This is a genomic window from Sphingomonas sp. KC8, from assembly GCF_002151445.1.
Lineage (GTDB): Bacteria > Pseudomonadota > Alphaproteobacteria > Sphingomonadales > Sphingomonadaceae > Sphingomonas_E.
This window is the reverse complement of the sequence record NZ_CP016306.1, coordinates 3,242,253-3,269,209: the sequence shown is the minus strand read 5'-3', so window position 1 is coordinate 3,269,209 and position 26,957 is coordinate 3,242,253. Positions and strand designations below refer to the sequence as shown.

General features: G+C 60.4%; 22 protein-coding genes. 7 read left to right on the top strand and 15 right to left on the bottom strand.

Annotation, left to right across the window (positions count from 1 at the left end; translation table 11 throughout):
• Positions 1–35 precede the first annotated feature (35 nt).
• The 3 genes from KC8_RS15530 to KC8_RS15520 are packed head-to-tail and all read right to left on the bottom strand — an operon-like array spanning position 36 to position 2,982.
• Positions 36–845, bottom strand: coding sequence for a metal-dependent hydrolase (locus KC8_RS15530; protein WP_010127134.1), 810 nt, complete (start codon positions 843–845; stop codon positions 36–38).
• A complete protein-coding gene (locus tag KC8_RS15525) occupies positions 842–1,960 on the bottom strand; it encodes an epoxide hydrolase (RefSeq protein ID WP_010127136.1) in 1,119 nt (372 codons plus the stop codon). The genes KC8_RS15530 and KC8_RS15525 overlap by 4 nt, the downstream gene beginning before the upstream one ends.
• Positions 1,957–2,982, bottom strand: coding sequence for a zinc-binding dehydrogenase (locus KC8_RS15520; RefSeq protein WP_010127137.1), 1,026 nt, complete (start codon positions 2,980–2,982; stop codon positions 1,957–1,959). Before KC8_RS15520 ends, KC8_RS15525 begins: the two co-directional genes overlap by 4 nt.
• A gap of 165 nt (positions 2,983–3,147) precedes the next feature.
• Here KC8_RS15520 and KC8_RS15515 point away from each other — a divergent pair, with 165 nt between their 5' ends.
• Positions 3,148–4,245 (top strand): AraC family transcriptional regulator, encoded by a 1,098-nt coding sequence (locus KC8_RS15515; protein ID WP_083831292.1) that lies wholly within the window; start codon positions 3,148–3,150, stop codon positions 4,243–4,245.
• 116 nt (positions 4,246–4,361) lie between these two features.
• Positions 4,362–5,594: a hypothetical protein gene (locus KC8_RS15510; protein ID WP_010127139.1), complete on the top strand. Its 1,233-nt coding sequence runs from the start codon at positions 4,362–4,364 to the stop codon at positions 5,592–5,594.
• Between the two features lie 711 nt (positions 5,595–6,305).
• On the opposite strand, the gene KC8_RS15505 is transcribed toward KC8_RS15510, so the two are convergent.
• The gene (locus KC8_RS15505) at positions 6,306–7,220 is read right to left on the bottom strand and encodes a TauD/TfdA dioxygenase family protein (RefSeq protein ID WP_010127140.1); all 915 of its coding nucleotides are present in this window, start codon (positions 7,218–7,220) and stop codon (positions 6,306–6,308) included.
• Between the two features lie 115 nt (positions 7,221–7,335).
• On the opposite strand from KC8_RS15505, the gene KC8_RS15500 reads away from it, so the two are divergent.
• The 3 genes from KC8_RS15500 (at position 7,336) to gstA (ending at position 10,823) form a co-directional block, all read left to right on the top strand.
• Positions 7,336–8,721 (top strand): spinster family MFS transporter, encoded by a 1,386-nt coding sequence (locus KC8_RS15500; RefSeq protein ID WP_138956750.1) that lies wholly within the window; start codon positions 7,336–7,338, stop codon positions 8,719–8,721.
• 58 nt (positions 8,722–8,779) lie between these two features.
• On the top strand, positions 8,780–10,135 hold the full coding sequence (locus tag KC8_RS15495; RefSeq protein WP_010127142.1) for a TetR/AcrR family transcriptional regulator: 1,356 nt from the start codon (positions 8,780–8,782) through the stop codon (positions 10,133–10,135).
• A gap of 82 nt (positions 10,136–10,217) precedes the next feature.
• Entirely contained in the window at positions 10,218–10,823 is a 606-nt protein-coding gene (gene gstA, locus KC8_RS15490) for a glutathione transferase GstA (protein ID WP_029624767.1), read from the top strand.
• 68 nt (positions 10,824–10,891) lie between these two features.
• On the opposite strand, the gene KC8_RS15485 is transcribed toward gstA, so the two are convergent.
• The 6 genes from KC8_RS15485 to KC8_RS15465 form a co-directional block, all read right to left on the bottom strand.
• Positions 10,892–11,533: a TetR/AcrR family transcriptional regulator gene (locus tag KC8_RS15485; RefSeq protein ID WP_010127145.1), complete on the bottom strand. Its 642-nt coding sequence runs from the start codon at positions 11,531–11,533 to the stop codon at positions 10,892–10,894.
• A gap of 71 nt (positions 11,534–11,604) precedes the next feature.
• Positions 11,605–11,721, bottom strand: coding sequence for an oxidoreductase (locus KC8_RS20660; RefSeq protein ID WP_443026359.1), 117 nt, complete (start codon positions 11,719–11,721; stop codon positions 11,605–11,607).
• A 96-nt stretch (positions 11,722–11,817) separates the two neighbouring features.
• Complete coding sequence (locus tag KC8_RS15480; protein WP_010127146.1) at positions 11,818–14,274, bottom strand: TonB-dependent receptor; 2,457 nt, start codon at positions 14,272–14,274, stop codon at positions 11,818–11,820.
• Positions 14,275–14,346: 72 nt separating this feature from the next.
• Entirely contained in the window at positions 14,347–14,775 is a 429-nt protein-coding gene (locus KC8_RS15475; protein WP_010127147.1) for a hypothetical protein, read from the bottom strand.
• A gap of 18 nt (positions 14,776–14,793) precedes the next feature.
• Positions 14,794–16,269 (bottom strand): FAD-dependent oxidoreductase, encoded by a 1,476-nt coding sequence (locus KC8_RS15470; RefSeq protein WP_010127148.1) that lies wholly within the window; start codon positions 16,267–16,269, stop codon positions 14,794–14,796.
• Between the two features lie 46 nt (positions 16,270–16,315).
• Positions 16,316–17,656, bottom strand: coding sequence for a spinster family MFS transporter (locus KC8_RS15465; RefSeq protein ID WP_157663930.1), 1,341 nt, complete (start codon positions 17,654–17,656; stop codon positions 16,316–16,318).
• A gap of 380 nt (positions 17,657–18,036) precedes the next feature.
• On the opposite strand from KC8_RS15465, the gene KC8_RS15460 reads away from it, so the two are divergent.
• Positions 18,037–19,068 carry an LLM class F420-dependent oxidoreductase gene (locus KC8_RS15460; protein WP_138956751.1) on the top strand — a complete coding sequence of 344 codons (1,032 nt, stop codon included), beginning with the start codon at positions 18,037–18,039 and terminating at the stop codon, positions 19,066–19,068.
• Between the two features lie 70 nt (positions 19,069–19,138).
• Entirely contained in the window at positions 19,139–19,579 is a 441-nt protein-coding gene (locus KC8_RS15455; protein WP_232455554.1) for a cupin domain-containing protein, read from the top strand.
• 50 nt (positions 19,580–19,629) lie between these two features.
• On the opposite strand, the gene KC8_RS15450 is transcribed toward KC8_RS15455, so the two are convergent.
• The 5 genes from KC8_RS15450 to KC8_RS15430 form a co-directional block, all read right to left on the bottom strand.
• Positions 19,630–21,273 (bottom strand): hypothetical protein, encoded by a 1,644-nt coding sequence (locus KC8_RS15450; RefSeq protein ID WP_010127156.1) that lies wholly within the window; start codon positions 21,271–21,273, stop codon positions 19,630–19,632.
• A 10-nt stretch (positions 21,274–21,283) separates the two neighbouring features.
• The gene (locus KC8_RS15445) at positions 21,284–22,546 is read right to left on the bottom strand and encodes a DUF1214 domain-containing protein (protein ID WP_010127158.1); all 1,263 of its coding nucleotides are present in this window, start codon (positions 22,544–22,546) and stop codon (positions 21,284–21,286) included.
• A gap of 86 nt (positions 22,547–22,632) precedes the next feature.
• Positions 22,633–25,209, bottom strand: a complete 2,577-nt coding sequence (locus tag KC8_RS15440; protein WP_010127160.1) for a TonB-dependent receptor domain-containing protein — start codon at positions 25,207–25,209, stop codon at positions 22,633–22,635.
• A 161-nt stretch (positions 25,210–25,370) separates the two neighbouring features.
• On the bottom strand, positions 25,371–26,489 hold the full coding sequence (locus KC8_RS15435) for a FecR family protein (protein ID WP_083831297.1): 1,119 nt from the start codon (positions 26,487–26,489) through the stop codon (positions 25,371–25,373).
• On the bottom strand, positions 26,389–26,937 hold the full coding sequence (locus tag KC8_RS15430) for an RNA polymerase sigma factor (protein WP_010127164.1): 549 nt from the start codon (positions 26,935–26,937) through the stop codon (positions 26,389–26,391). Before KC8_RS15430 ends, KC8_RS15435 begins: the two co-directional genes overlap by 101 nt.
• Between the last annotated feature and the right edge of the window lie 20 nt (positions 26,938–26,957).

Below are 26,957 nucleotides of genomic sequence, written 5' to 3'. Positions count from 1 at the left end.
CGCGCCTGCTTCCTAAACGGGCGCATTTCTCGGAACTAAGCAGGCTGCGGGCCTCCGGCAGCTGCGATCTCGCTCAAAAGCTCGAAACTGCCCCGCGGCGCACGCTTGGTGCGAGGATTATAGCGAGGAGAAAAGACCTTGAGCATGTGCGGAAGAACGAAGCGGCCCAATCGAGCGCTATATTGCTTTTCCAGGCGTATCGATTCACGGCGTTGTTCGGGCGTCATGGTTTCCCGATCCACCGAGAGCATATATTCCGAGACGCGCTTACTATAGCGGCCAAGGTGGATCGACGCCCAGATGAAGCCCAGGATACGTCGGAAATAGCCGCCCCCCAGGGCGTTATGGATATCGAAGCAGACCGTTCTATGTTCGAACTCTTCCGCGAGATGCCATCTCCACAGCTTCACCAGACGTTGATCGGCATCTTTTGTCAGATCGTCAATTTGTTCGAAGAAGAATTCCGCATAGATAATGCCGGTGGATTCAAATCCCTCACAATAAGCGGCGTTCATTTTGAGTGAAGTGCGCGCAAGCATCCGCTCATAATCTCGACCCAGTTCATCTTCAAAAACCTTTAATTTTGGATAACGGGTATAAAGCGTCTTATTGAAGAGCCGATGCTGGCGATAATGATTGCCCTCCTGAGCCATGAATAACCTCATATCCTCCTTGAGCTGATCATCTTCGATTTCCAGAGCCGCCCGCGCCACGACCTTGTTCAGATATGTCTCAACATTCGGCAGACTTGTCGATCCGGCATTGGTGATCTGCGCAAATGAATGATTCGGTGCCCAGTGTGGAAGGGCGTCTTCGAATGTGATCCTCGGATTGCGTGGTATCATGCGAGCCTCTCCACGAATGCCTTGATGTCAGATGCGAGCAACTCGGGAACTTCCAAGGCTGCAAAATGCCCGCCGCGCGGAAATCTGGTCCAATGAACAAGGTTAAAGTGGTGCTCCGCCCAGGCTTTGGGCGGCTTCCAGGTTTCTTTGGGAAGAACGGCGACACCAGTCGGAATGGATATGTACGCCTGTCGGGTCGGATCCCGCATCTCATCATAGTAAATGCGAATAGAACTGCCGATGCTGTTGGTCGCCCAGTAAAGCGCAACGTGATCCACAATGGCCTGATCCGACATCAGGCTTCCACCTGACGGATTGCGGTCGCTCCAAGCCAGGTGCTTTTCGCCAATCCAGGCAAGCAGGCCCAGAGGGGAGTCGGAGAGACCGACGGCGAGTGATTGGGGCCGTGTGGTCTGAATGGCGTAATAGCCCATTCCCTCGGCGCCTAGCGCCGCATTTTCTTCAAGCCACGGAGCTTCATCGTCGAGAACCGCCGTCCTGCTCGGATCACCCTCCGGCGGCGGTTGAACCGCCACCAGGTTGAGATGTAGTCCAAGGCAGTTTTCCGGATGATGCCGCGCTATCTCCGAAGCTATGATGCTGCCCCAGTCGCCGCCCTGCACGACGAAGCGATCATAGCCGAGTGATCGCATCAACGCGGTCATGGCCTTTGCCATGGCCCTTGCGTTCCAGAGTGCATTCATCGGTCTCTTCGAGAAGCCGAAACCGGGAAGCGAAGGACAGACGACGTGAAAAGCCGGTGTTCCTTCGATCAGGTGGGGAATTACCTCACGAAATTCGAGGAATGAACCGGGCCATCCGTGGAGCAGCAGAAGCGGGATCGCGTCCTTTTCCGCGCTCACTTGGTGGACGAAATGCAGGTCCAGGTCGCCCTGCTCCAGCATGAATGCGGGGAAGGTGTTGACGCGATCGGCAAAGCCCTGCCAGTCCATCGCCATCAAAGCTGCCGACAGTCGGGCCAAGTCTGCCGGCGGAATGCCAAGATGACCATGAGGATCCTCGGCCGCCAGCGCCGGCCGAGCTACTTTCAACCGCGTCCTAAGATCGCCGATGACGTCTGGATCGGCTGAAAAGCGAAACGGTCGCCCGGTCATGTCAGCCTCGGATCGATCAAGATCTTGCAGGCGCTCGGGTCTGAACGAAGGCCTTCGAATTCCTCAGGCAGCGCCCACAGGCTGATCGTCCGGCTATGCATCGGCTTGGGATTGACCTTGCCGAAAGCGATCGCATCAATGACAGCATCGAAATTCTGCTCAGTGTAACACTGAGCGAACTGTATGCTGACCTCCTTGGAAAGGGCGGTCATAGGCTTGAACCTGTCTTCCGAGAAGCAGACGCCGGCAATCACGATGCGCGCGCGTATGCCAGCAAGCTCGACAGCCTGCTGCACCAGTCCGGGCTTGCCGACGCATTCGAGAACGACCTGTGGGCGCATACCCGCCAGTTCGGCAAAGCGGCTGGCGGCATTTTCAGAAATCGGATCTATGACCGCGGTCGCCCCAAGCTCAAGCGCCAGAGCGCGGCGTTCGGCGGACGGTTCACTGACGATCACGTGGCGCGCGCCGAAGCTTCGCGCGAACATCGCCGCGGCCGCGCCGATGGGACCAGCGCCCATGATGAGCACCGCATCGTCGCGACCTACTTTCGCCATTTCAACCGCGTGATGGGCAACCGCCAGGGGCTCCACCATCGCCCCTTCGGAGAAGGTTACGCCGGCGGGCAGGCGTTGGAGCATTCCGGCGCGGGCGCCGACATATTCCGCATAGGCGCCCGGGTGATCGCGCGTCCCGGTGAACAGCACGCTGCTGCAAAGCGCCGGCAGCCCAACCTCGCATGCATCACACCGCCGGCACGCATGAAAGGGAAGCGCGGTGACCCGATCGCCGATATTCCATTCTGGCGCGACATTCGCCCCGAGGGCGACCACGGTTCCCGCAAATTCGTGACCGAGAATCGTGCCCCCGGGGACGAGGCCATATTCAGTGATGTGCAGATCCGAGCCGCAGATGCCGGCTTCAGCAACCTCGATGATCACCTGACCCGCGTCGACAACGGGATCGAGCACCCGTTCGATGGATAACCGCTTTCCCACCTCATGAAAAACTGCTGCCCGCATTCGACACACCACTCCTTTTATTTGGGCAAGGCGCGGGTGGGGCACCTCCATGGGCGACCCGGTTCGGTCTCGTCCCTTGCTCTTCCCGGACCTTAAATCGATGGCGGATCGGAACTAGGGTCGAAGCGCGCGGAACCGGACAAAAACGCTCAACGATTGACGTGAATGCCGCTTGGAGGTTCTATATCGGCCCGTATGGACGGTCTCCACGAACCCTTGCCTCCACTCCCGGGGGCGCTGCTGCCAATCGAATATGTAAGGCCGCTGCTCTGCGCGCTCGAGAGGTTCGAGGGTGAACTTCGGGAGGTCTGGAAGGTTGCGCGGCTTCGAACCCCGCTGCGGGAAGTGCAAAACTCCAAAGTCTGCGCTCTGCCAGTCGGCGAGTTCCTGCAATTCTATCAATTCGGGGTGGAAAGGTTGGAGCAGCTTTGCTGTGAGCGGGACGGCGTCCATGCCTATGGCCCACAGGCGGGCAATGTTCTTCTCTACAGCCTGATCAGCGGTCCCGACATTCGATCCGCCCTCGCGCGATTTTGCGACCTTTACGGAGTGTTGTCTGGCACGGACGCGAGTCGACTCCTCTTCGTCGCAGACGGTTCTGAGGCAGTGTTCTCGTTGCCCTCAGAATTCACGACGCGCGATGAATGTACATTACTTGTTGACGCCATTGCTCTGCATTTTGTGATAGGCATCGTGTCGTGGCTCTTGGACAGGAAGCTCCGGATTTCCTCGATCATCCTGGGCTATGAAAGGCCGGCTGCGCCGAACCCGATCCTCACCGCCTTTGCTGCGCCCTTGACTTTCGAATCCGGCGCGAAAAATGCCATCATATTCAGGGCGAGCGAACTGGACCAACCGATCACGCGGTCATTCTCGGAATTGGAGACCGTCGCCCCCCATTTCCCATTCAATTTTATCGCTCGGACAATTCCCGAGGGCTCAACCGCAGGGCAAGTAAGATTAATGATGGCCAATGCGATACGCAGCTCTCTCGCCTTGCCATCCTCCCGGACAGTCGCAAGCTTGCTCAATATCAGTACCCCGACGTTGCGAAGGAGACTGCGAGGTGAAACAACCTCATATGCGCAAATCCGAGCTGAATTTCAGCGAGAAACTGCGGAACATCTGCTTCTGAATTCTGCATTAACGCTTTCGGATATTGCCGAACGGGTGGGCTACGCAGACGATCGTGCGCTGCGGCGGGCTTTCAAGTCCTGGACCGGCAGAAATCCGTCCACGTTACGGAATGAAAGATTGATTTGATCGTTCTCATGCAACCACGATCGATAATCCTTACGAGCAACTAGCAGTACGTCTCTGAAACGGATTGTTATATTCATAAATTATTGAGTTTTGTTAGGACTATACGGATGTCGAGAGTGTTCACACGCCGGGAATTCTACGATCTGGTGTGGTCGAAACCCATGACCCACTTGGCGAAGGAATTCGCGCTCTCGGATGTCGCCCTCCACAAGATCTGCAAGAAGCACGATATCCCGAACCCGCCGCTGGGGTGGTGGGCGAAGAAGGCGGCCGGCAAGGCAGTCAAGCAAACCCCATTGCCCAAGGCGAAAGCGGGTACGTCCGACCGGATCACGATCGCGGCTGGCCAATTGGGACCGGAGCCCGAGGTGATCGCGACCGCGCGCGAGAATGCCCGCCTGCTCGCGTCATCGATCGACACGGACGCCGCCTCGTCGTCGAACCCGATCGTCGAGCGGACGATCGCCCAGTTCCGCAAGGCAAAGCCGTCCTCGATCAACGGCCTCGTCTCGGTGGAGGGCTTGAACGTGGTCAAGGTTAGCGTCGCGCCGGCCTCGATCGATCGCCTGGAACTCGCGCTCGGCCGTATCGCGGCGGCGGCGGAAGCGCTGGGGATCAAGCTGGTGCGGGGCGAGAAGTTCGCGAGCTTCCAATGCGAGGGCGAGACGATCGGCTTTTCGATCAGCGAAGGTGTTCGACGCGAAAAGCATGTGCCGACCGAGAAGGAGCTCGCCGAGCAGGAGGCGGCTCGAAAGCGCCGAGCGCGCCGCTGGCACAACCCCGGCAACTGGGACGACGACGATTTCAGCTTCTCATCCTTGCGCGGTCCCGAATGGGATTATCATCCGACCGGCCTGCTCGTGTTCGAGTTGGAGCACTCCTATCTGCTTGGCGGGAGCCCGCGGCGTTCCTTCAAGGACGCGAAGGTCCAGCGGCTTGAGAACATGGCCAGCGACATCGCGGTCGGCATCGCGGTGCTGGCGGCGGCGAAGAAGGACGATCAGGTCAAGCGCGAGGAGCAAGCACGGCAACGCGAGGAAGAGCGGCGGTTGCGCGAGCTTGCCCTGCGCAAGGACCATATCGCCGAGCGCCGCGGAAAGGCGCTGGATGAGGTGCTCGAAGAAATGGCTTCGCTCGATCGGCTGAGAAGGCTGGTGGCAAATTTGCGCGCAGAGAAAATGTCAGAGAGCACCGGTCGCGTCTCCGAATTCCTGGGGCTGGCCGAACACCGGCTGGCCTCGCGCGAAGCGGCGCTTTCCGCTAACGGTCTCGAGCAGCATTTCGAGAAAAACAAGCTGTTCGGCGACGATGATGATCACGCCTTTCGGCCGCCCTATGGCTACTACTAAGCGACTGTCGAGCGGGGTAATTTTTCCCCTGTCCGGGGACATCCAGCCTTTTCCAGACGATGTGTTGGTGCTATTGATGGTGTCGGTGATTTTCCCTTGGCGATTTGCAGGGAAAATCAGCCTCTTGGGTGCCCGATGGGAGTGTTCTTCTGGCACCATTCCCCTACGGGGGCGCGGAAATGGCCGATTACTAAGAGTTACGGCAGCCGGTGGCACATAAACCTGTCACATACGGACCTGCTGAACCGATGGCCAGAACCGCCAATCTGATCAAGCGCAACGGGCGCTGGTACTTCAACCGCGCGTTTCCCAAAGACCTCTGGCCGGTTCTCGGCAAGGCCCCTTCCGGCTGTCCCTCCATACCGACTCACTGGAGCTTGCCCAGCGCCGTCGCTCGGAAGCCGATCAACAATTTTGGGCTGCGGTGGACGCGGGGCGCAAACAGTTAGGCGAGTCGCAGCCGCGCCCGCTGACGGCCATTGCAGCTGTCGGCATCTGCGCTGCGTGCGGTTTGCCTGTGCCGCCGATAGATCGACAACATCGCGCCCACCCCGACGACCTACATTCGGTCACGCCATCCCACGCACGCTTGGAGGCACCTAAGGCTGCCACTCGTGACATGGGATGATCTGGTTGCATCACCCGCCGGGCCACCCGACATTTAAACCGTAGCGATAATTGCCCTTTTCCGCTTGCCTTCCCCCAGTCGCATCAGTGAACTTTGCGGGTGGTCATATGGCTCGTCCGGCCATCAACGCCGACGGGAACATCGCCCGCAATCGTGACGCGCCGCAAAATCCGGCGCTGATCACCATAATCGTTCACACCATAATGCAAGGTGGAGCGGTTATCCCACATGGCAACATCGCCTTGCTGCCATGTCCAACGGATTGAATTTTCCGGCCGGGTCATATGGCGCATCAAAAGATCGTAGATCTGGCGGGAATCGAGGATTCCATACCCCGCGATATGCGACACGAACGTACCCAGCAGGAGTGACCGTTCGCCCGATTCCGGATGAACGCGGACAACGGGGTGCCAAGCTTCGAGCAAGGGAGCGGACGCCACCGCCTTCAATGTCCGTTCGGTGGTCACTTCAAGCCGTTCAGAGGCATAATCATAGGAATTGGTGTGGACCGCCGACAGATTGTCCGCGAGCGCACGCAGGTCCGCCGGCATATTGGCATAAGCCGCAGCCGTATTGGCCCAAAGCGTATCCCCCCCCAGCGGCGGAATGACCTCGCCGAACAATACAGATGCCATGGGGTAGGCATCGAGGAAGGTCATGTCCGTATGCCAGGTATTGGTTCGCTCGCCCGACGCGGAATCGATCCGCACCTCATAGGCCGAAGCCTTCGACATCGCGGAAAAGGGGTGCCCCTGCAGCGGCCCGAAGCGCCTGGCAAACGCTTCCTGATCTTCGATTTTCAAATGCTGCTGCCCGCGGAAGAACAGCACCTTGTGCTTCACCAGCGCAGCCCGGATCGCAGCGACCGTCTGATCGGGCAAATCGCCGGAAAGCCGGATGCCGGACACTTGTGCGCCGATGCGGCCGGCCAGTTGGCGCAAATCCAGGGCAGTATCCTGCGCCTCGTCCATCGTGGAATTCGATGCGACCTTCTGCATGTCAGCTCTCCTCTTATTTGGGAAACGCTATCGTATCGATATGAGTCTCGCAACAGCATTCATGCAGGCATAATTAGATTTTTCTTGGCGATTTCACTGGAGCCGATAACGTATCGTGTTGAAGGTCGAAATTCTCACCACCCGAATCGAAAGAGTGGGGATCTGGCCGCAGGAGAGTGAGAGCCGCATGCTGAGCCAGCCCCAAAGTCCGTCCCTCCACGAGATCGACACCCCAAAGGAGGTGCGCGCCTCTTTCTCCGCTTATTGTGCCCTGCTGGCGTTGGCCGCGGCGAATATGCTGTGCGCCGGCGACCGGATGATCATGTCGGTGCTGATCCAGCCGATCAAAGCCGATCTCGGCCTCAGCGACACCCAGATGGGGGTGATTTCGGGGCTAGCCTTCGCCATTTTCAACGGCATCGCCCTCATTCCGATCGGGATGCTGGCCGATCGCCATAGCCGCAAAAAGCTGATCGCCATTTGCCTGTTTCTATGGAGCGGAATGACCGCGCTGGGCAGCCAGGCCAACAGCTTCGTCCATCTGTTGCTGATCAGAATCGGCGTTGGAGTCGGGGAAGCCGGCAGCGGCCCAATTGCGATTTCGATGATTTCCGATCTTTTCCCGCCAGCGCAACGCGCACGCGCCATTTCACTGTTCTTCATCTCGGCCCCCTTTGGAACCCTGATCACGGCGGCGGGAGGCAGTTGGATCGCCCAACATTATGGGTGGCGCACGGCCCTCTTGGCGGCCGGCCTTCCCGGCATCGCGCTGGCCGGTTTATTATGGCTAACGGTACGAGATCCCCGACGCGGCGCCTTCGACAAAGCCAAATCCGGGAGCGCACTGCCGCTAACCACCGTTGTGCGCACAATTATGCGACAACGTGCCCTGCTGCACACGATGTTGGGGATCGCGCTTACCTCATTCGTCATTTCGGGTGTTGGCACCTGGGCGGTGACATTCTTAACCCGTTCCCACGGCTTTTCACTCGCTACCGCGGGTGCGTTGTCCGCGATATCATCGCTCGCGGGGATGGCCGGGGCCTTTTCCGGTGGGCAAGTGTCCGACCGCTTTTCCAATGGAGACATTCGCTGGTGCGCATGGACCAGTGCCGCGGGAGCCGGTCTTGCCGTCTTGCCGCTGATCGGATTCTTGCTCTTTGATAACGCGATGGCAGCGGTCGCTTGCCTTGCAGGATATGCGTTCTTCAGCGCGCTCTACATGGGCCCTGGCTATAGCCTTATCCAGACGATCATCGCGCCGCGCGCGCGCGCGACGGCAAACTCATTCACCTATTTGCTGAGCAGCGCCTTCGGATTCGGCCTTGGCCCGTTGGCTGCCGGCGCGCTCAGCGATCACTTCGCATGGGCGGGGTCCGATGCACTGCGATATGGCCTGATCGTGGTTGGAACAGCGCTGATCTGGAGCGCCTTTCATTTTTACCGCGCCGCCAAAACCGCTCTTGATGATCTCGCGATCACCAACGCGGACGCGGCGTAACCACTTCGGGGCGATGCCCGTGCTTGGTGCAACCGCTGCGACATTCTATCGCTCTCCAATGATCAAGCGCCCCGCAGACAATATCGAATCGCGCGCCGACGATGTCCGCGAACACATCATGGCCGTGGCCATCCCGATATTCATCGCCAAAGGACTGGGCGCCACGAGCATCGAGGGCATCGCCGCCCAAGCACAGGTGAGCAAAAAGACGATCTACAAGCATTTCGACGGCAAGATCGACCTGTTCAGATGCGCTGTCCGTTATCGGATGCGACGCGGCCCGATGACCTATACGTCACCCGATCTGGCGCCAGGCGATCCCGTAGCCGCGATCGGCGATTATGCCCGTTGGACCTATGATCATTATCAGACACCAGATTCGCTCGGCCTGTATCGGGCGAGCATCGAAGCCGCATCGCTGGCCCCCGATACCGCGGCTTATATCCGGGATAATTTCAGCGACTCTGTTCTCTGGCCATCCCACTATCTCAGCCTGCTCGTCCAGAATCGCCTGCTGGATATCGATGATATTCGGGCGGCGGCAACTGACATCGCCCTGATCGCGGTCAATGGCACGGCGCATCTTATGGGCTGGCCAGCCATACCCGATCGCTTCCGTCCAACGCTGGCAGCATGGGCAAGCACCTTCTTCCTGCACGGCTATACCGGCCCTTGCGCCCTGCCCACCGCGCGCGAGGATATCCCGCAGCCCTTTTCGGATTTGAACGGGCTTTTCGATCCGCTGATCGAAACGACGGGACGACGCCCGCTTGCCACCGATCGGCGCAATCGCCTGCATCGGGCCGCCATGGCCGAATTCATTGCCCATGGCATGAACGGCGCCAGCATTGATGCAATCTCACGCGCATCCGGCGTCGGAAAAATGACGATTTATCGGCACTATGCCGACAAGCGGGCCTTGTTTATTGGCGTGGTCGATCAGTTTTCCCGCACGGTTTACCAGCACCTTCCAGGCGATGCCACGCCGCCGCCATCCCATTCGAAATTGCCCGATGCCCTCACCAGCATAGGCAAGGCGGCACTCGCCCGCTTCGTCAGCGACGACAGCATCAACCTCTACCGTCTGATGATCCGCGAAGCACCGCAATTTCCCGAACTGGCACTCACGATATTTCGCCGATCGAACGCGGCAACTGTGCACGCTATCCGCGCCTGCCCATTGCCACAACCGGATGCGCGCCCGCCAAGCGACGCCGTGGTTGATTATCTGGCACTGCAATTCATCACCTTGCTGACCAACGCGAACAAGTTTCTCGCATTACCGATCCGCCCACAAGCCGCTGAACAGGAGCGTATGGTGGCGCGGGCCGTAAAGCTGTTTCTGCATGGGCACCAACCCGCGCATCCGGCGTCGCGGGGACATTCGGGTTCGGAAATTCGCCCGGCCGATTGACAGCCCGTCTCCAGCGAAGCAAAACAGAACCAATGGTACCGTATTTGTGCAAACCGCACTCACGCACCGCTGGAGAAGATTCATGCAGCTTTACTGGTTCCCAGGCTCTTGCTCGCTGGCCCCGCACATCATGCTGCATGAAATCGGCGCGACGTTCGATCGGATGAAGGTCGATCTGTTCACCAAGGAGATGGACAATGGCGAAAGCTATTTGTCGATCAATCCCAGGGGGGCGCTGCCAGCGTTGCGGCTGGACGATGGGGAAATCCTGACCGAAGCAGCCGTGTTGCTGCAATATATCGCCGATCTCAAGCCGGAAGCAGGCTTGATCGCGCCGGCGGGCACCCTCGATCGCTACCGCCAGCAGGAATGGCTGAACTATCTGGCCTCGGATATTCACAAGAGCTTTTCGCTGCTCATCACGCCAGTCACGCCGGCGGACTTCAAAGCAACAATTCTTGGCCAACTTTCCAACCATTTCGCGCGGATCGATGCACATCTCCAGACAGGGGGTTATCTCCATGGCGGGCGTTTCTCGGTCGCGGATGCCTATCTGTTCGTGATCCTGGGCTGGTCAGGCTATGCCGGCGTCGATCTGTCGCCCTGGTCGGCACTGGGCCAATATCGCGACCGCATCGCCGCACGCCCAGCCGTTCAGGCCGCCATGAAGGCGGAAGGGCTTATCTAATATCACCCAAACAAGGCCGCCGGGTCGCGCTGGGAACAGTCGGACACCGCTTTAGCCCGGCGGCGTGGTTATGCGGCCGGCCGGGCATCCGGGCTTCGCAATCCCGCGAGGACAATCGTCAATATCTGGCGGAAATCGTCGCGCATATCCTCCCGCGCTCCATAGAAGGAGCGCTGCAAAAGCGGCGCCATGATGATCTCGTCGGCTTGCTGGACATTGGTATAAGCGGGCAGTTCCTTCCGCTGGATCGCGCGGCGCAGCGCTGCCTGGGCGGGCATTCGCCGCCGATCAATCGTCGCGCGCAAGGCCTTGGCAAGCGCGGGGTTGCGCGACGCTTCACTCACCAGCCCCGGCAGAACGCTTGTCAGCGGCGTGGATTCCAGGAATTGCTGATATTGCCCGATCAGATCGAGCAACTCTTCCAGCAGGTCGCCACGGTCCACCACTTCCAGTTCGGGCAGGCGATCGAAGGCAGCGATTGCCAGTTCTTCCTTGGTCGGCCAGCGCCGATAGATGGTCGATTTGCTGACCCGCGCCCGTGCGACGATTTCCGCAACGGTCAGCCCGGCATATCCTCGCTCGCCGAGGATATCGAGCGTCACGCTCAAAATCGCATCGCCGCGCTCCTGATCCTGCGGGCGCCCTACCCGCTTCTTCTCCGATTGCGGGGAAAGTTCATTCGGGGAGGCGATTGCGCCTTGTCCGTTCATGCCGATCCGATCCTGCCTAAAACGCTAAAAACTTAAGGCAATCCGCCATGGAATGCGAATCACGCCATCCGCTAAGCCGGCAGCCGGGCCAGTCTCCAAGAAAACGACTCGTCACGCACGGCGTTGATGATCGCGACGGGCAAACGCGCCCGGTTTTCAAGCGGGCCACCATATTCATCGGTCCGAATGTTTGAAGCTGTCCATCTTCGCTCCCGACCTCGACGCCATGGAACCCGCCCTGTGGACTGGCGGCCATCTGCCCCCAGCCCACAGGGCTGTCCGGATCAGTTCCGCACGATCATCGTCAGGCCATAAGTGCGTGGCTCGTCATGGGCAACCGCCCGGCCAACCCCGAAGATCGCGAGCGAACCGGAAAAGCCATTGGATTCGTTCGAACGATTGGTGAGGTTCTTGCCCCAGAAGCGAAGGCTAACCTCACCGATCCCGCCGATATCCGATCGGGTAAGCCCGATATTGGCGTCGAGCAGCTTGGAATTGCGGACAACCGTATCGTCGAGAACGTTCACCGAAGTGTGCGACGTCGAGCGGTACCCATAACCAATATGGGCATCGAACGTCGTGTTGGCCAAAACCTCGCGCTTATAATCCAGCGCCAGGTTGAACGAACGCCTTGGCGCGTAGGAAAAGTCATCGATAAACTGTTCGACAACGATCGCACCCGTGTCACGGCGCACGATCTTGGAATCTTCGCCGATCTTGGCACGAAGCAGGGCACCGGTGGCGCTGAACGTCAGGTCCGGCGTGACGGCAATGGTGATATCCCCTTCGATACCATAGATCTTGTTGCCATCTATGCCGAGAAAATCACGATCGCCCGCTGTATTGCCGGTCTGTAGGCTGGTTTGATACCCGTCATAATCCATGTAGAAACCCGCGAGACCGAACCGCACGCGGCGATCGAACGCTGATCCCTTGGCGCCGACTTCATAGGAAATGATGCTTTCCGGATCGAACCCCAGCGCGAAGTTGGTTGGATTGGACGAACGCGCCGATGTGCCGTGGCTTTTATAGCCTTTGACGATCTTGCCGTAGAGATTGAGATTATCCGACGCTTCATAGGCTATCGTCAGCGCGGGGCTGAAATTGCTGCGGGATTTGCTGTAGCTGGCGCCTTGAACGACGCCTCCGCAATTCGCCGGATCGGTGCGATCGATCCCTGCTGCGGTAAATGCCGTGAAGAAACGGGCATTGGCGCAATCCGCCGCTGTGAAACCACCCAACGCCGCGAAACTGAATGAATTTTCGTTGAAACGGGTAGCCTTGCGCTTGTCACGCGACAGGCGGGCGCCAACGGTGATGTGCAGTTTTTCCATGGCTTTTGGGGTGAAGGTCAGTTCGGTAAAACCGGCGATCGACTGGTTCTGGACACCAGCGCCGCTCTCGGTCAGCGGCCCGGCTCCGGTGCCGATGGTCTCGGCGGCGGAAAAGGTCCGCCCGCTATCGTCGAAAAAGTACAGGCCACCCACATAATCGAGATTGAGGCCACCCAGTTCAACAGAACCGAGCGCCTGCAGTTCCTGACTAAAATTGCGGTAGCGCACCGCCTCATGGGTAACATTGTCGTTTGGCCCGACCGTGTTCACGATTGTTCCGGTGGAAAGGCCGGCCAGGGTTGTCGCGAAACGGGTCACAACATTGTGGGTCCCGGTGGGCGTGTTGGTCGTCGAGATCTGATTGTGCAAAACGCGATAGCCGGTAATCGATTTGATCGTCAGACTATCCGATGCCTCCCATTCCAGCGTGCCGGTGTGCGCCCAGACCTTGGTCGAGAACGGCATGATGGGCACCGCCGAGTTGATCGATTTCGGCCGCCCCGTCGATGGGAAGCCTTGGGTGAAGCTGGTCTGTCCAAAGGTCTGGACGAAGCCCCCCGGCACCGCGGATGGTGCGGTAAAAGGGGATTGGAATGTCGTGCCGGCCGCAGCCGCGCCCGATGTCGGCACTAACAGCACCGTGGTGTCGCGCGCTTCATTATATTCGAACGCATAATCGGCCGTGAAGCTGCTGTGGGGCCGGAAACGGAGGGCGACCCGCGCATTTTCCCGATCCTTCTTGTTGAAATCCTCGCCGAGGCCGGTGTTCTTGATCCAGCCGTCGCGCTTGGCCCGCGAATAAACGCCGCGGATCGCGAATTGATCGCCGATCGGCGCGTTGAGCATCACCACACCGCGGCGATAATCATAATTGCCAAGCCCACCTTCGAGCCGATAGCGGAAATCGCCGAGTTCGGGCGCGTTGGAGATCAGGTTGATCGCCCCACCCGTTGCGTTGCGGCCGTAGAGCGTTCCCTGGGGACCACGCAGCACTTCAACGCGGGCAAGATCCGGGGCTTCAAAGGCCGCGCCCACGGCGGTGCCGATATAGACCCCGTCCTGATAAAGCGCGACCGACGGATCCTGCGTAATCTGCGTGTCGGCCTGGCCGATGCCGCGAATATAGAGCGAAGCGATATCGGCGCGCCCTGTCCCCGATCGCACCGTCAGGTTGGGGACGGTCGTGGCGATATCGGGAAGGGAGCGGACCTGCTGCGCCTCAAGCTTGGCAGCGCCCAGCGCCTGAACCGAGATGGGCACATCCTGCAGATTCTGTTCGCGGCGCTGCGCGGTGACGACAATATCCTCGACGCCGCCAGTCGCGCTGCGCGTGGCATCCTGCGCTATCGCCATCTGCGGTAGCAGTGCAGCCGTGCCAAGCAGAATTGCTGCAAATTTGGTCGTCATGTTTCGATCCCTCTCCATTTTTATTTGTTGGTTTTCCGGCGCCGCACGCCCATTCGCGGCGGCCGCATGCGATCAGCGCAAGGCGTACATTTCGTAGGTCTGCATCAGGGGATCATGGGTGAGCATGCCGCGCCCCACGATCTGCGTGTGGTTGAGCCAGGCGTATCTTGCGTTCGCGGGATCGATATCGATCTGGCCCGCCAGCATGACGGGCGTCTTGCCGGCGGCGTGGCTCTTCATTTCCCCGCGCGAGATATATTCGATGAAGAAGCGGGTGCCGTCCCCGGCCTCAAACGCGGCACGAATCTGGATGTGCGCACCATGCTCGCCTTGCAGGTACCCACCCATGCCGAACAAGAGCGTCGCGGTGCCGAACAGGTCGTTCGTCCAGCTGCCTTCGTGCAACCGACTGGCCGACCGGAACGCAACCGGACCCGGATTTTGCGACGAAAGATCCGAACTTACCCGGTACGTACCAAACGGATGCAATTCCAATGTCATGGGCAACCCTTTCGATGATCAAACAGATCGGTCAGGTGAAGATCGCAAGCCAAGCGCCGTGGCGGCGGCCCGCCCTGCAAGCCGTCCGAAATAGGTGCCCTCGGCCAGTTGCAGGCCGCTTGATCCGCCCGATTGGGCGCTGAGGCCCGTGGTCGCGCGGCCGACCGCATAAAGCCCCGGTATGGCGCTGCCCTCCGGGGTCAGCACTTCACCGGTGGGTGCCGTGCGCAGGCCACCCAGAGTGAAGGAATAATAGACGCCGGTCGCCTCGATGCCGCAGTCGAACACGGCATAAGGCGGCGCGGTAAGCGGTTTGACGAACCTGGATTTCTTGCCGAACAGCGGATCGTGGCCGTCGCGGGCGTGGCGATTATAGACATTGAGCGTCGCGCCGATCGATCCGCGCGGCCAGCCCAGTTCGTCCTCCAGCTCCTCGGTCGTATCGCCCGTGGCGACGATCGGCCGGGCACCGGCGGGCTGTTCGAACACCTCACTGTCGACCAGCAGGAATATCCGTCCATCCTGCCGCAGCACGGCATGTTCACCGATACGTTTGTGGTTCACGTCCTCCGGGACAAAGCGCTGGCCATGCCCGTTAAGCAGGATGCCGCGGATCAATCCCGGCGGATTGAGCACCGGACAGCTATAGATCGCAGCGTGCATGTTGGCGGTGGCGCCACCCGCCGCCTCGCCCAGCAGGATGCCCGATCCATTATCGAAAGGATTGCCCAGCGGCGCGGTCAGCGAGGCGGCCGGCGCAACCCGCGCCACCATGTCGCGGTTCATGATGAAGCCGCCAGTTGCGATCACGATACCGCCGCGCGCCCGAATATACCGTGTCTCGCCATCGTGGCGCACGCCCGCGCCAACGATGGCACCGTCTCCGTCCGCGATGAGGGCGATGCCATTGGCGTCGGTCAGCACCTCAACGCCTTCGCGCTGCGCGACAGCCACAAGCGTGTCCATCATCAGGCGGCCGCCCATGCACGAACCTTCGGCCTGAACGGTGTGGCCGCGCGGCGCAGGCACGGCGATACGGTTGAACGGCGCGCATTCCTCGCTGCCCGAATAATACAGGCCGTCGTCGGTCGTCGGTTCGTAATTATGCGGCCAATAGCTGGCCTTGAACGGGATACCGAGCGAGACGAGCCAGTCGAAATGGGCCACGCTGTCGCGGCAATAAAGGTCGATCTTTTCCGCGTTGGGGCGATCCCCCGTCGACGCCATCAAATAAGCGCGCATCGCTTCAACGCTGTCGTCGAAGCCGCAGGCGCGCTGGATCGCGGTGCCGCCCCCGCAATAAATTACACCGCCCGATAGCGCGGAACTGCCCCCCGGCGCGCTCGACCGTTCGACGATCATCACGCGCGCGCCACTGCGCCGCGCCTCGATTGCGGCACAGGCTCCGGCGCAGCCAAAACCCAGGACGAGAACATCGACGCTATCGTCCCAGCGGGGCACCGCCTTATCATGGATCAAGCGGGGCGCGTTCATCGGGCGCCTACCGGAACGATGCCGCCCGCCGGTGGGTAAGTGTCCGTCATGCCTTTGCCTCGTCGGATATGGCAGCCGCCAGTTCACCGCGCAGGGTTCGCGCTGCCAGGATGAAGTGGAGCGCCGCCCAGAGAATCACCCCCACCATGATGGTGAGCGCGTACCGCAGGGAATCCGGGCCAAGATGGACGAGGCTGTCGCTGAGCAATCCCGTCAGCTGGATGCCCAGGCCGAACCCGACGATGTTGTTGACGAGATAGACGAGCGCCGTCGCCGTGCCGCGCATCCGTGGCGGAACAAGGCTCTGTACCATGCCGAAACTTGGGCCGAACCAGATCGACAGGAACAATGTGTATAGCCCATTGGCAACCAGCGCGACCATCGGGTCGGGAACCAGCAGGACGGCCAGCAGGCACGGCGCGGCCAACAACAGCCCGATCGCCACCGTCCAGGGCCACCAGCGCTGGTCGCGCCGCGACAGCCGGTCGGAAACGAAACCGCCGAGAAAGATGCTGACGAACGCGGTGCTATGCGCGAGCGCAAGCGCCGGACCGATTTGCTGCAACGACATCCCGTGCGAGCGGACGAAGAAGGATGGCCCCCATGCGCCAACCCCCGACAGGACGAAGGTGATGAGCATCATCCCCGCCATCAGGTGGCGCAACGTGGGCGACCCGAAGACGAAACCGAGCGTCGAGCGCAGCGGCGGTTTTTCCGCGACGACGACACCGTCAAACCTGCCGCGCGGCGGTTCGGCGACGGTGAGGAACAGCAGCAGGGCCACGACAAGGCCGGGCAGCCCTGCCGCGATCAGCGTGATGCGCCAGCCATAATGGCCCGCCAGCCAGCCGCCGCCGGCCAGCGCGATCATCCCACCCACCGGCGCCGCAAGGAACAACACGGAAATCGCCGTCGCGCGGCTGGTTCTGGGAAAGATATCGGAAATCATCGACATCGCCGATGGCCCGCCGCCCGCTTCGCCGGCCGCGACGAGTATGCGCGTGGCAACCAATTGCGGGAAACTTGTCACCATCCCTCCGAACGCGGTCATCGCGCTCCAGACGGACAGGCAGGCAACGATGACGTTGCGGCGATTGCCGCGATCCGCCAGCAAACCCAGGGGCAGTGCGGCAAGCGCGTTGAACACGGCGAAGGCAAGGCCGGTAGCGAGGCCCATCTGGCTATCGGACACGCGGAATTCAGCTTTGATCGGCTCGATCAGCACCGACAGGATCGTGCGGTCCATCGTATTGAAACTGTAAACGAGGGCGAGCAGCCCAAGCACATAATAACGGTTGGTCCCGGATGCTTCCAAAAGCGTCGGCGCTGCCCGGCCTTCGCCGGAATTGCCGGGCGCGTTGCTTCGCGAAACGATTGGTGTGGCCATCAGCTTCCCCTCGCTCTGCCCCGCGCCTTTTTTGTACGGCGCTTTGAGCTTTCCCATCGCATTTGCTTTAGGGACCATCGTTACCGTAACACTGGTACCGAAAGAGTCAATGCACGAGATCCGCGCGCGCCTCGGTGCGTGGCGCGCGTGGCGGGAACACCGTCTGCCGGATCAAACAGGCGGCCGCTTGATGAGGCGATGAACTGCAAGCCAATTCAGTTGACTGTTTTGGGTACCAATTTTACCGTAATTGAAGGCGCCCATGAGGATCGATCACAACGAGAACCACCGCGCCAAAATCGGATCGGCGGGCCCCCAAAGGGGTTTGGAACTCTCTTTCCGCCACGATCCCATCCCGGCTTCAGTGACGGAGTAATTCTGTGCACGTTGATACGACCATGATCGTGACCAATGCCCAACTCAGCGGAGGCGGCGGCATTGGCCATCACGCCAGAAAACTGGAAACGCTGGGCTATAGCGCAGCCTTCACGTTCGAAGGGCAGCACGATCCATTCCTGCCGCTGGCACTTGCTGCGCAGACGACCTCGACCATGCAGCTAGGCACAGGAATTGCCGTTGCGTTCGCGCGCAACCCCATGACGCTGGCCAATCTGGCCTATGACCTGCAACTCATCACGCAGGGCCGGTTCATCCTGGGGTTGGGCAGCCAGATTCAGGCGCATATCGAAAAACGCTTCGGCATGCCCTGGTCACAGCCCGCCGCGCGGATGCGCGAACTGATTTCGGCCATCCGCGCGATCTGGGACAATTGGCAGAATGGCGGAAAGCTGCATTTCGATGGCGCATTTTATCGCCACACCCTGATGACGTCCGCGTTCAACCCAGGCCCGAACCCTTATGGTTGCGCCAAAATTATCGCGGCCGGCGTCGGAAGCAAAATGACCGAGGCGGTTTGCGAAGTGGCGGATGGTTTCACGATCCACCCGTTCAACACGGCCCGATCCCTGCGCGAAATCACACGTCCTGCAATCATGGCCGGGTTAGGGAAAAACCCTCTCGACCGCGATCAGTTCGAAATCTCCTGCAACGTCATCATCGCCTCCGGCCGCGATGAGCGCGAACTGGCGGAGGCACGCGCAAGCGTGAAAGCACAAATTGCCTTTTACGGTTCGACGCCGGCCTACCGGCCGATCCTGGAATGCGAAGGCTGGGGCGATTTGCAAACCGAGTTGAATCGCTTGTCCAAGGAAGGCCGGTGGGATGACATGGCCAGGCTCATTGACGATGATATGCTCGATGCTTTCGCGGTGGTGGCTCCACAGAACGAGATCGCATCACGCGTCCGTGCCAAACTTGCCGGTGTTGCCGATCGCGTTAACCTGGTGAGCCGCTACACCAACGATGATCAGGATTGGGCCGATATCGTCCAGCAATTGCGTACGGCTGATTGACGCCATCCCCAGGGCAGTCTTCCATGCGCCACACAACGGAGCACCCAAGAAGATGCAGGTTCGCAGAATCGTGACCGGCAATGATGCGTCCGGCCGATCTCATATCGTAAGCGACGAGTGGGTCAGCGATCATGAGGACGAAACGGACGGCCTTGTGTGGCGGGAAAGCGGCGCGGCGGAATGCTGGCTGTCATCAACCGCGCCCTATCTGGAACCGCCCCAGGGCAGCAGTCGCTGTTCCCGTGTGGTCTTGCCACCTTGGGCGGACATGGCGGCGAACGTGGCGGCCGGCTTGTTCCCGGGTCTCGATGCGCAAGGCTTTCATCGCACCGAAACAATCGACCACATCCTGATGCTGTCAGGGGAAGTCGATCTTGTTCTCGACGATGCCCGCACGACTGTCCGGGCCGGAGATGTCGTTATTCAGCGCAATACGAACCACGCCTGGCAGAATATGACGGCTTCACCGGCTATCTTCTGGGGCGTGATGGTGGCCCGAAGCAGTGGATAGGCCGATCGCACTGCTCCGGTAGCCGCAAGGGTACTGCGCCGGATCGCCCTCTATCGCACTTGCGGGGCCCATTTGCGTTCGGCCAGCTGTTTGCGTCGCTCGGCGCTATCGATCACGGGGGTCTGTGCCGGCAAAGCCTTTCGCAGCGAAGCGAGCGGGATCAGGCGCGCGACCGGCGCGTCGCCGCCAGCCAGCGGCGTCCGGATGGCCTGCCAGCGCATGAAGATATAGCCTTCCGGATTGCCTGCCGGATCGAGCCAGTTCGGCACCCCGGGATCGTCGAGTGAAATCACGAAACGGATCAACCCGTCATCATCAACCCGCGCCTGGCGGGCGGTGAGGCTGACCTGATGTTCGACGGTGTTGGGCGTGACGAACCAGGGATCGCCCAGCTGGATGCCCTGATAGGCCGCATCGGCCTTGCGCACGGTGATCAGCAGAGCTTCGCCCTTTTTGATCTTGTAACGCGCCATCACGCTCATCTGTCCACCCAGCCCACCGGCATCCGTTGCCGAAGGGCGTGGTGCCGGAAGGACATTGACTGTCGTGCTGCGTTCGATGTCGGGCACATATCCGTCGACCCACAGCGCGGTTGCCTGCCGCATCGCCGTCGCCGCCTGGGCGAACGGGCTTTGATAAGCGCGGGCGGGCGGCATATCGAGCCGTTCGATATACAGGCTGGTCGGCGTCTCCCGCCAATCGCCGAACGACTGACGGGTCAGCACCGCGGCAGCACGATCGGGCATCGCGAACCAGTGCCCGCCGGCACGCGGCGCACCGCCCAGATAGAATTCGAAATCCTCGCCCGGCTTGGCGCCCATGTCGTCAGGTCGGATCACCATCAGATTCCTGCCCAGGCCGACGATCGGATATTTGTCGATGATCTGGAAACTCAGGTCCGCGTGGCTGCCGCGCCGGCCGTAGATACGATAGGCGCCACCGGGTTCCAGCAAGGCGGACCGATAGAGATTGTCGGGATTATAGAGGCCCGGCAGCCCCTCCACCCCGGCGCCGCGGCTGAAATAGGGCGTACCGAGCATGTTCAGCTGTTCGGTAAAGCCCCACGCCTGCGACAGCAGACCCGCAAGATATTTCTCGGTATTCTGTCGCGCGATATCCGAACTGGCGGCATAAGGCGCAGCGCGCAGCTTCGCGCTCACGTCCCCCAGTGCTTCGATCAACGGAGCGGCGGGGTCCGTCGCCTGCGCGGTGACGGCGTTGGGTGCGCCTTCTCGCACCGCCGAGATTACCTCCACCTCGCGGATCAGCCCCTGTTCGATCTGGATCCGATCCATCACCGTGATCGCCCGCTCGGTCGGTGCCGCAGCGGCGCTTTCCCACAATGCGATCACCTGATGCCGGGCTTCGTCGGTGAAAAGCCGCACCGCCCCCCGTGACGCCAGCTTTTCCTGGCGGATGCTGTCCCGCATCGCCGCCTCACCGGCGATGGCGCGGCCCTGATTGACCGGCGCACCATTGCCCAGCGTGTGCGTTCGGCGGACATCAGCCGCGAGCGGCACCTTGCTGTCATCCGCGCTCATCAACGCATCAAGGTAAAGCCGCGCCGTATTTTCGAGGCAGGCGCGGCTATTATCGGTGCAAATGCGGCGATCATCGCCTTTGGCCGCATCAGCGGCCGCCAAAGGCGTCAGCGCGGCGAACAGGCAGAGCGCCGAGCGCATGGTCATGGTCATCGCCCTCATCCTAATTGTCGAAACGGAGCTGGACGTGGCGGCGGCGCGCAGCGATGGCCTCGGCCCGCTGTTCCGGGCTGATCGTCGGCATATCCATGGGGAGATGCTGGCGCAGGTCCGCCAGCTTCACCTTGGTTGCCGTCGGATAGCGGGCCGGATCGAACGTCTTTTCTTTCATCCCATCATAACGCAGCAGGATCGCGCCGCGCCGGCGCCCCGTCGTGTCGAGCCAGTTCGCTACGCCCGGATCACGCCCCGCAATGACGAAATAATAGGATCCGTCCGCACTCTTTGCGGCCTGATCGCCGGTCAGGCTCGTCTGGCGATTGCCATATTCGAGCGAGGAGAACCAAAGATCGGCAAGCTGGATACCCTGATAATTGCCGCTGGCGGGCCATGTCCGCACGATCAGGGCTTCATCGGGCGCCAGATCGAAATTGCCGGCGACCATGAACCGGCCTGGAACACCGCCAAGCGCGGATGGATCGGATGGTTCGCTGATCGTGTTGGCCGGCCGGTTGAGATAGCGGGCGTCAACCATCGTAGGCCAGACCTTCACATGCGTCCGCAGGTCGGCCGCGGCCTTGCGCAGCCGCGTGGCCATCGCCGCATCGGTCAGAACCGGTTTCAGGTCGCCCTCATGCCCCACCCGGTCGATATGCACCTCGCCCGGCGTTTCGCTGCGCCAGTCGCTGAAAATCTGGCGGACCCATATCTGGTTGGCGTCCTTAGGATTTTCCAGCCAGTTGCCCGGTCGCTTGTCGGGCGACAGCCACACTTCGAACGTGCCGTCCGGTTTGACCTTCAACTGTTCGAAACTGAGCGCCGATGCCGATCGCCCACCGCTGCCCGCAACAAACGGATCGCCGGCATAGATCTGAAAATCGAGCCGCCGGTTCTTGCCCAGCTTGCCCCACACCCGATAGGTTTCACCGCCATTGAGCGTGGCCATCAGATAACGCTGGTCGGGATTGTCGCCGCCTTCGCGAATGCGGTGGTCGAGTACGCGAAAATAGGGGAAATCGCCGTCGAACACGACGACTTCTTCGATCCGCGCGACCATCAGGCTCGACAGATAAGCATAAGCGGACGCCCGATTTTCGGGGTCGCGATAAAAGGGATGTTGCCGCAGGAAGGCCGCGGAATCGGCCGTCGCCTGCTGGAATTCGTCCCATGCGGCGTCAAGCTGCTGGCTATCCGTGGGCGTTTGGGCCGATGCGGGAACTGCCGCCGCCAGCATGGCGGCGACGAAGCTTATGGCGATATGCTTCATGGTCATACCTTTGTGTTCAAGGCGAAGACAGACGTACATCCCGACCGGCAGGGACACGCAACGCCCCTGCCGGTGGAACGGTATCCTTAGAACTTAAAGCTGACGTCGAGGCCCCATGTCGCCGGATCACCATAGACATTACCGGCAAATCCAAGGGTCCCGAAGTCGAGTCCCGCGGCCTTGTATTTTTTGTCGGTGATATTCTTGCCCCACAGTGCAACCGAAGCCTTGGCCGCACCCAACTCAAGATCGGACAAGGTGATGCGGGCATCCAGCAATCCCCGCGCCGGCGCAGTGACCTGATTGGCGAACGGGGCAGTTATCGGGTTGGGATGGAAGAAAACCTTGCCCCGATAATTATAATCGAGCCGGAAGGCCATGTTGCCAAGATTTTCCACTGCAAACTCATATTGCGCGCCAGCATTCAGCGTCGTCGAGGCGGAATATGAAAATTTGGCTATGTCGGCGATATCAATCGTCTGGCCAACTGGGTAGCCAAGCGAATTTGCTGTCGTATTGAAGATTTCGAACTTCTTGAACTTGCGGTCGACATAGCCGAATGTCGCATAGGTGGTCAGGCCGGGATACGGCACCGCATTGGCTTCAAACTCTACCCCTTTGTAGCGGGCCTTGCCGGCATTGGTGATGATCGCCGACGCGCCGCCAATCCCGGCCTGGAACGAATTCACCTGCAGATCCTTGTGATCCGCATAATAAGCCGTTGTGTTGAAACGCAGGCGCCGATCGAACAGGTCTGCCTTCAGGCCGATCTCATAAGACGTCAAACTTTCAGGCCCAAAACCACTGTCGAACGCCCGCGCGCTGAAACCGCCGGCCTTGTAGCCGGTGGCGACGCGCGCATAGCCCATGATGCCGTCATCAAACTTATAGTCAGCGGTCATCGCCCAGTTGAATTTGCTGAAGTCGATCGTTGGCGCGCGAACAACCGGTTGTGTCTGCTCGATCGTCTTGTCATCCCAGGTGTAGCGCGCGCCACCGGTCAGCCCCAGCCGATCGGTGACGTGCCAGGTGCTCTGCAGAAAGATGGCCTTGGTCGTTGCTTCCGACCTGTAGGTCAATTGCGGAGTGGTACGAAGGGCGCCGCCGGCGGTGATGAAATCCACCACCTGCGGGCTGTTTTCATGGCCCTTTTCGTTGAAATAATAAGCGCCGAGCACATAATCGACGGTGTCGCCGATCTTGCCGATCAGGTTCAGTTCCTGTGACCATTGGCGCTGACGCCGGAACCCGGCCGCATGATACAGACTGACGGGAAACAGGGTGGCGCCCTGCCCGACACGGCGGCCGAGCAAATCGGCATTCCCCTGGTAACTGCTGTCGTTCACATCCTGCGCCCATTTACGATAGCCCGTGAGCGACTTGAGCGTCGTATCGTCGTTGATATCGACTTCAAGGGTAAGGGTATGACCCTGCACCTTATCGATCGTCTTGCCATCGGAATCGATGCTGATCTGATCGAGCCGGGTTGGCGACACCGTAAACGTCCCGCCACCCGCGCCCGGTGAAGCAGCGAAGAAAGCGAACAGATCGGGCCGGGCCGCGGTCAGTTGAAAGGCATTCGAAAATGCCTTGCTGCGGTTGTAATCGTAGGTGTAGCTCGCCCGAAATCCACTTTTGCGATCGAACATAATAGCCGCGCGCGCGCCATCGGCACGGTAGGCGCCGGGGTCGCGCTGGTCGGGCGTCTTGATGTTGTTGATGATTCCGTCGCGCTGCTTGTGCAGGTAGGTGAAGGATCCGCGCAAGCCGCTGTCACCCAGTTCGCCGGTATCGACCACCGTTCGCGATTGCCAATAGCCGTAATTGCCAACGCTGAATTTCTGGCGGACGCCGAATTCCTCATCGGGCTTGCGCGTGATCAAGTTAACGGCGCCGCCGATGGTGTTGCGGCCATAGAGTGTGCCTTGCGGGCCACGTAGCACTTCGACGCGCTCGAGATCGGCGATTTCAAAGGCCGACCCGGCTGAACGCGCGATAATCACTCCGTCAACATATAAGCCAACCGGGCTATCGGCGGTGAGCAGCGGATCGTTCGAACCAAGGCCACGGATGAACAAGCCCGCGTTGTTCGGGGCCCCTGTGGCCGTGCTGACAACCAGGCTGGGCGCGATCGATCCGAGGTTGGCCACGCTCGAAATCGAACGCGCTTCGATGGTCTGCTGCGTCACGGCGCTGATCGCCAGAGGCGTGGACTGAAGATTTTCGGCGCGCTTTTGCGCTGTGACGATAATCTCCTCAAGCCCCTGATCTGTCGCATCAGGGCTGGTTGCTGCCGCGATCGCGGGGGCGATCGCGGCGACGGGCTGGGGGCGGGCAACGGGCGCCCGCTGCTTCACCACGAACGTGCCGCCCGATGTCTGCTGGTAAGAGAGCGCCGTCCCCTCCAGCAGCTTGGCGAGCGCTTGCTGCGGGGTGAGCATCCCGTTCACCGGATGCGCGCGCTTGCCCCTCACCAGATCGGGATCGAACAAGATCGGCTGTTTGGCCTGTTCGCCGAACCGGGCCAATGCGGTGGCCAGATCCTGGGCCGGAATGCTGATGCTGATCGCCGGTTCAGCGGCGTAGGCCATCACGGATGTGCTGGCGATCCCCACTCCGATCAGCATCTTGCATGCCGTTGCGAGCAGATGGCTTTTGAACATTTTATCCTCCCTGAGCGTTTTTTTACGATGGCCTGTTGCAGACCTCGGCGGAGAAGACGCAGGGGACGAGAAAGTCCGAACCACATTTCAAAAAATGTGGCGAAAAAAATTCGAATACCAAAATGTGCCGCGCAAATATGGCCGTTCAGGCGCGGATATTATTATCCCGCATAGCGCAGCACGATATTATCATCTTTATCTTTCATGGCCTTAACCGGAAATAGCAGCTGGACTGCTTCGAGAAAGTTGGCCGTTTTTCCGGTTGGAAACGAACCGCTGACTTTGATCGCGCCGGCCTTGGCATCACCGATTAGGATCGGATGCGGTGTATAGCGGTTCAGTTCCTCGACGGCTTCTGTCAGCGGTGTGCTTTCGAACAGGATCAACCCGTCCTTCCAGCTGATCAGGCTGCGTAGGCTTGAAAAATGGGTTAGCGAAACCTGATTTCCGGCAAAGCGCATGACGTCATTGGGTTTCAATTTGGTCGCGGCGGCGTTCGGCGACGGGCTGTTCCGCACAATCACGGCCCCTTCGACCAGCGCGATCTGAAGCCGGGATTGATCAAGGCGAACGTCGAACTGGGTGCCCAATGCGGTAACCGTTCGGTTCTGCGCCGTGACGATGAACGGCCGCTGCGGCGCCTTGGCAACCTCGAACAAGGCTTGCCCGCCCACCAGAGTCAATCGCCGTTCGGCCTTGGTATAGCCCACCTGGACAATGCTCTGCGTGTTGAGATGGACGACCGAGCCATCAGCCAGTGTGACGCTCATGCGCTCCCCAAGGCGGGTACGGTAGGTCTGGATGTCCGCTGCAGCGATTTGTGGCGCCGACGATCCGCCAAACAGGCCCGCAGTCTGTGCCAGCCCCCAGAAACCGCCAATCGCGAGTGTGGCGGCAATACCCGCTGCGATGGCCCATCGCCCGCCGCGAACGGAACGATTTGCCGCTACCCGGTTGAGGGTTTCGTTGCGCAGAACCAACAAGGCCGGCATGTCCTTCAAATCGCGCACCAGCGTCGCGCTTTGTTCGATCTCGGCATATGCCTTCGCATTGTCCGGCTTGGTGGCGCGCCATGCTTCAAAGGCAGCGATGTCGGCGGACGTAGGGTGCGCGTGCAGCCGATCATACCAGCGGGCTGCTGCAACGTCGGCGCCCTGCTCGCGGGGGTGGGAAGCAGGCTCAGTCACGATACGCCGCCAATGCTTGCGAAACGTGCGCCAGTGCCTTGGCGAAATGTTTTTCGATGGCTCGCGTGGAAATACCCATCGTCCGCGCGACATCCGCCGTTTTGTGCCCCTCGAGCATCTTCAGAACGAACACGTCGCGCGTCCTTTCCGGCAGCTCTCGAAGGGCCGCCTGCAAAGCCACAATGGATTGCCTGCCTTCCAAGACGTCTGTCGGCGAAAAATCCGAACCACCATGATGTTCCAGGAATGTCTCGGCCGCATGCGTCGGCCGGACAGCATTGCGACGAAAATGATCGCGCAGGGCGTTCGACGCGGTTCTGAACAGGTAGTTTTCGGGTTTTTCGATGGCACTATGGTCGTTTAGCCGGGACAATCGCAAGAAAACATCCTGCACCAGATCCGGCACATCGGATTTCTGGTCGATACGCCGTTCAAAGAAACGGGAAAGGGCCTGCGTGTAACGACGCGCCACGGCCTCAAGCCAGCGTCGATCATGCTTTTCCGTCTCGCCCAAATGCTGATCGGATGCCCTGTGTTCCATCCTGCTTCCATAAAGTGGCA